Raw genomic sequence first — 4,652 nt, 5'->3', positions numbered from 1 at the left:
TGGCTTTGGCGGTGAACCCCAGCGACGTTTGTCAGTGAATCCTGACGTCGGTCAGGTGTTCGGTAAGAGCGTGTTGCTGAATGTCGACGTCATCACGGGTTATGCGGCTGGGTGGTCTTCGAGGTCGACTTGGAACGTTTCTTCGAGTTGATGCCGACCGTTCGTGGTGAGGGTGAGGGCCCGTGGCTGCGTGGCGGGCTTGATCCACCCGTGTTCCTCGAAGCTGGTCAGTAGATTCCGGCCGAGGACGCCCGCGGCGTGGTGGCGGTGCTCAGTCCAGTCGACACAACAACGGACTGCCGTGTGGGCCGGTGTGGCTACCTCTAGTCGCTCGGTGATGAAGGCCGCGCCGGTGTCGGTCAGGGTGTAGGCGATCGGGTCGAGCACGCCGCCGGCGGGCCGGGGCCCGGGCATCCGGTCTGGGTCGATGCTGCCGTCGTGGCCGGCAAGGTGTCCGTCGCGGATGAGCGCACCGGTGATCGTGACGGCGATCCGGCCGCCCATGTGGTCGTAGCAGCGGCGGGCGCGCCGGATGGCGTGTGCCCGGGTGCCCTGGCGCAGGGAGGTGATCGTCAACGTCGGGGCGATCTTGGCCATGACCTCGACGAGCTCGGCGATGTGGGGACCTGCGAGCCGGTAGTACCGGTACCGGCCGTGCCGCTGCACGGTGAGCATCCCGCCGTCCACAAGCCGGGTCAGATGACCGCTAATGGTGGAGTTCGCAACGCCGGCTTCCAGGGCGAGCATGCTGGCTGGGAGCCATCGCCCGTCGGTCAACGCCATAAGCACGCGGGCGCGGGCGGGCTCGGCGAGCAGGCGTCCGATGACGCTCAGGTCGGCTTCTCCGTGGCTGCTCATCCCTCTACGGTAGGCCGCCATCGGTTCGGGATAGCCCGAACCAATTCGCACCTAGCGTCGCTGAGTGTGCGAACCGACTCCACTCATCTGCCATCCCGGATCACTTTCGGCTGCTGCGCGTTCGCGCTGGTCACGCTCATCGTGGGGACGAACCTGCCGTCCCCGTTGTACGCCGTGTACGCGCAGCGGTTCGGGTTCAGCCCGGTCGTCCTGACGTTGGTGTTCGCCGCCTACGCGGCAGCACTGGTGCCCGCACTGCTCCTTGCTGGTTCGGCCGCCGACGCGTTCGGCTACCGACGGGTGCTGCTTCCCGGACTGGCGTTCGCGGTGGCCGGCGTGCTCGTGTTCGCCTACGCCGAGGGCACCGGATGGTTGTTCCTAGCCCGTGTCCTGCAAGGCGCGTCGGTCGGGATCAGCTCCGGCGCGCTCACCGCCGCCCTCACTCGTACCGAACCGGCCGGACGCACACACCGGGCCTCGCTGGTGACGTCCCTGGCGACCACCGGCGGCGGTGGCCTCGGGCCGGTACTGGCCGGGGCATGCGCTCTGTGGTTACCCGCGCCGACCCGCACCTGCTACCTGATCGAAGCCGTCACCCTCATCGCCGCGGCCGCCGGACTGGCCACGCTGCCAGGGGCATTGGGCCGGTCCGGGATCAGGTGGCGGGTCTCGCTGCCGACGATCCCGGCCACCGGGCGAGCGGTGTTCGTTCGCGCCTGCGCAACCAGCTTCACCGGATGGGCCGTCACGGCGGTGTTCTTGTCGATCGTGCCCTCCTACGTCAGGTCACTGACCGGCAACCGGAACCTGCTGTTGGCAGGGGTCGCCGCCGGACTCGTGCTGCTGGTCGCGGCCGTGACCCAGCCAGTGGCCACCCGCGTCGGCGCGCGGCCGCTGCAACTGGTCGGGCTGCTCTCGCTAGCTGGCGGGACTGCCCTGCTGCTGGTCGCGGGCACGACCCGGTCCCTGGTCGTGGTGATCGCCGCGGCGGTACTGGCCGGCATTGGGCAAGGGCTGGCATTCATGGGCGCGATCCGGTCAGCGAACCACACCGCACCCTCCTCGGCCCACGCGGCGGTCATCTCCACGTTCTACATCGCGACCTACCTCGGCGTTGGAGTTCCGGTCGTAGGCGTCGGGCTGTTGGCCACCAGCACCAGCACGACCACCGCCGTCGACGTGTTCGCCGTCATCGCCGGTCTCGGCAGCCTCGCCGTCGCCGCCGTGCACGCCCGCGCCGGCCGGGCCGTGGTGGCATCTGCCGTCGGCGAACAGCCCACTTGTCGGTGAGCCCCGGCAGTGGAACCAACTTCGCGGGTTGAACTCTTCGCAGCGATCCGCCGCGATGCCCGCCAAGGGATGTCGGTGCGCGAGATCCAACGCGCACACCGGGTGGGGTGGCGCACGGTGCGCGCGGCGTTGGATTCCGTATGGCCGACGCCCCGAGCGCAGTACCCGAAGCGGGCATCCCGGCTGGATCCGTTCAAGTCGGTGATCGACGAGTGGCTGGTGACGGACCTGGACGCACCACGCAAGCAGCGGCACACGGCGACCCGGATCTTCGACCGGCTCATCAAGGAACAGCAGGCCGCCGGCATCACTTACGGCATGGTCCGGACCTACGTCGCGAACCGTCGCCCACAAATCCGGCTGGAGCAGGGCCGCGCACCGGTGGAGGCGTTCGTCCCGCAAACCCATCTGCCGGGCCGGGAGGGCGAGGTCGACTTCGGTGAGGTCGCCATCCGCCTGCGTGGGGAGCTGGTGACCTGTTACCTGTTCTGTTTCCGATTGTCGTACTCCGGCAAGTCTACCCACCGGATCTCTGCGTCGGCCGGGCAGGAGGCGTTCTTCGAGGGCCACGCCCACGCCTTCCAGGTGCTCGGCGGGATCCCGGCGGGGAAGGTGCGGTACGACAACCTCAAGGCTGCGGTCGCCCAAGTCGTCGGGTTCTCCCGGGCACGCACCGAAGCCGACCGGTGGACTGCCTTCCGCTCCCACTATGACCTGGAGGCGTTCTACTGTCAGCCCGGGATCAAGGGCGCACACGAGAAGGGCGGCGTCGAAGGGCAGGTCGGCTGGTTCCGCCGTAATCACCTGGTCCCGGTGCCCGAGGTCGACTCGATCACCGAGCTCAACGCGTTGGTCGACCAGTACGACCGCGAGGATGACGATCGACGGATCGGCGGTCGCGCGCACACAGTCGGGCAAGCGTTCGAAGCCGAGAAGTCACTACTGAAGCCGCTGCCGGTGGAGGTATTCGAAACCGGGCGTTGGTTCACCCCGCGCGTCGACCGATATGCCCAGGTCAGTGTCCGCGGCAACAAGTACTCCGTGCCCGCGCGGTTGATCGGCCGCCAGGTCCGCGTCGTCCTCAACGCTTCGGACCTGGTCGTGCACGACGGACGAACTCCGGTGGCCACGCACGAGCGACTGATGACCAAAGGGGCCGTCCGGCTGGAGTTGGACCACTACCTGGAGGTCTTCACCCGCAAACCCGGCGCGTTTCCCGGAGCCACCGCGCTCGAACAGGCCCGCGCCGCAGGCAAGTTCACACTCACCCACGACGCGTGGTGGGCCGCAGCCGTCAAGGCTCACGGTGACGCCGACGGGACCCGCGAACTGATCCGGGTGCTGCTGCTGCACCGGCGGATGCGGCACGAGGACGTCGTCGCCGGGATCGCCGCGGCCCTGCGCGCAGGGGCGCTGACCGCCGACGCCGTCGCGTTGGAGACTCGCAAGGCCGCCGCCAGTCCCGACGACCCGCAACAGACAGACGCTCGGGCACCGTCGGGTCCGGTCGCGTCGCTGACCGAGCATCGCCTGAAGACGCACCTTCCCCATGACAACCGACCTTTGCCGTCGGTGGACATCTACGACGCCTTGCTCACCCGACGACACTCGAAGAAGGAGACATGACCCATATGACACGTAACGGGATCACCACCGAGGCCGCGAACGCCTCGATCGACCGGGCCTGCCGGATGCTACGCCTGCCGACCATCCGGTCCACATTCGAACAGGCCGTCCACGACGCCACCAAGGACGGGCTCTCCTACCCGGCGTTCCTGGCCGAACTGCTGATGGCTGAGTGCGACGACCGTTCCCGTCGCCGGTCCGAACGCCGCGTCAAGGCCGCGAATTTCCCGAGGGAGAAGTCGCTGCGCGCGTTCGACTTCGACGCCAACCCCGATATCGACCCCGCCGTCGTGCACCAACTCGCCACGTGTGAGTGGGTCACCAAAGGCCAACCGTTGTGCCTGATCGGCGACTCAGGCACCGGCAAATCGCACCTACTCATCGCGCTGGGCACCGAGGCCGCAATGAACGGTCACCGCGTCAAGTACACCCTGGCCACCCGGCTGGTGAACGAGCTCGTCGAGGCCGCCGACGAGCTGGTCCTCTCCAAGACGATCGCCCGATACGGCCGCGTGGATCTCCTGCTGATCGACGAGCTGGGCTACATGGCCCTGGACAAGAAGGGAGCCGAGCTGCTGTTCCAGGTCCTCACCGAACGCGAGGAGACCAACAGCATCGCCATCGCCTCCAACGCCAGCTTCAGCGAGTGGACCAACACCTTCACCGACCCACGGCTGTGCGCCGCGATCGTCGACCGCCTCACCTTCGGCGGCAACATCATCGAGACCGGCACCACCTCCTACCGCCTCGCCCACACCAAAGCCGACGCCGCCGCCACGAAATGACGTCAACATTCACCGACAGGACCAAGGGTTCTGGCGGTTGGGATGACGGCAACATTCACCGACAAGCGACGTCAGCATTCACGTGCGTAGCCA

4 protein-coding genes are annotated in these 4,652 nt (G+C 67.8%); 3 read left to right on the top strand and 1 reads right to left on the bottom strand.

Going from position 1 to position 4,652, the window contains the following annotated elements:
- Window positions 1-99: 99 nt before the first annotated feature.
- The gene (locus V6N00_RS17155) at window positions 100-858 is read right to left on the bottom strand and encodes an ArsR/SmtB family transcription factor (RefSeq protein WP_334234315.1); all 759 of its coding nucleotides are present in this window, start codon (window positions 856-858) and stop codon (window positions 100-102) included.
- On the opposite strand from V6N00_RS17155, the gene V6N00_RS17150 reads away from it, so the two are divergent.
- Genes V6N00_RS17150 through istB form a run of 3 tightly spaced genes read left to right on the top strand, consistent with a single transcriptional unit; the run spans window position 847 to window position 4,559 of the window.
- Window positions 847-2,148, top strand: a complete 1,302-nt coding sequence (locus tag V6N00_RS17150) for an MFS transporter (protein WP_334234312.1) — start codon at window positions 847-849, stop codon at window positions 2,146-2,148. The two genes, V6N00_RS17155 and V6N00_RS17150, sit on opposite strands and share 12 nt — an antisense overlap.
- 9 nt (window positions 2,149-2,157) lie before the next feature.
- Window positions 2,158-3,774, top strand: coding sequence for an IS21 family transposase (gene istA, locus V6N00_RS17145; RefSeq protein WP_334234310.1), 1,617 nt, complete (start codon window positions 2,158-2,160; stop codon window positions 3,772-3,774).
- Entirely contained in the window at window positions 3,771-4,559 is a 789-nt protein-coding gene (gene istB, locus V6N00_RS17140; protein WP_416385111.1) for an IS21-like element helper ATPase IstB, read from the top strand. The genes istA and istB overlap by 4 nt, the downstream gene beginning before the upstream one ends.
- Window positions 4,560-4,652 lie beyond the last annotated feature (93 nt).

This window comes from Tersicoccus mangrovi (assembly GCF_036881825.1).
Classification (GTDB): domain Bacteria; phylum Actinomycetota; class Actinomycetes; order Actinomycetales; family Micrococcaceae; genus Tersicoccus; species Tersicoccus mangrovi.
This window is presented reverse-complemented; position numbering and strand designations above follow the sequence as displayed.

Excerpts from the sequence above, each read along its gene's own strand:
- V6N00_RS17155 (WP_334234315.1), bottom strand. The coding sequence starts at position 858 with ATGAGCAGCCACGGAGAAGCCGACCTGAGCGTCATCGGACGCCTGCTC.
- istB (WP_416385111.1), top strand. The coding sequence starts at position 3,771 with ATGACCCATATGACACGTAACGGGATCACCACCGAGGCCGCGAACGCC.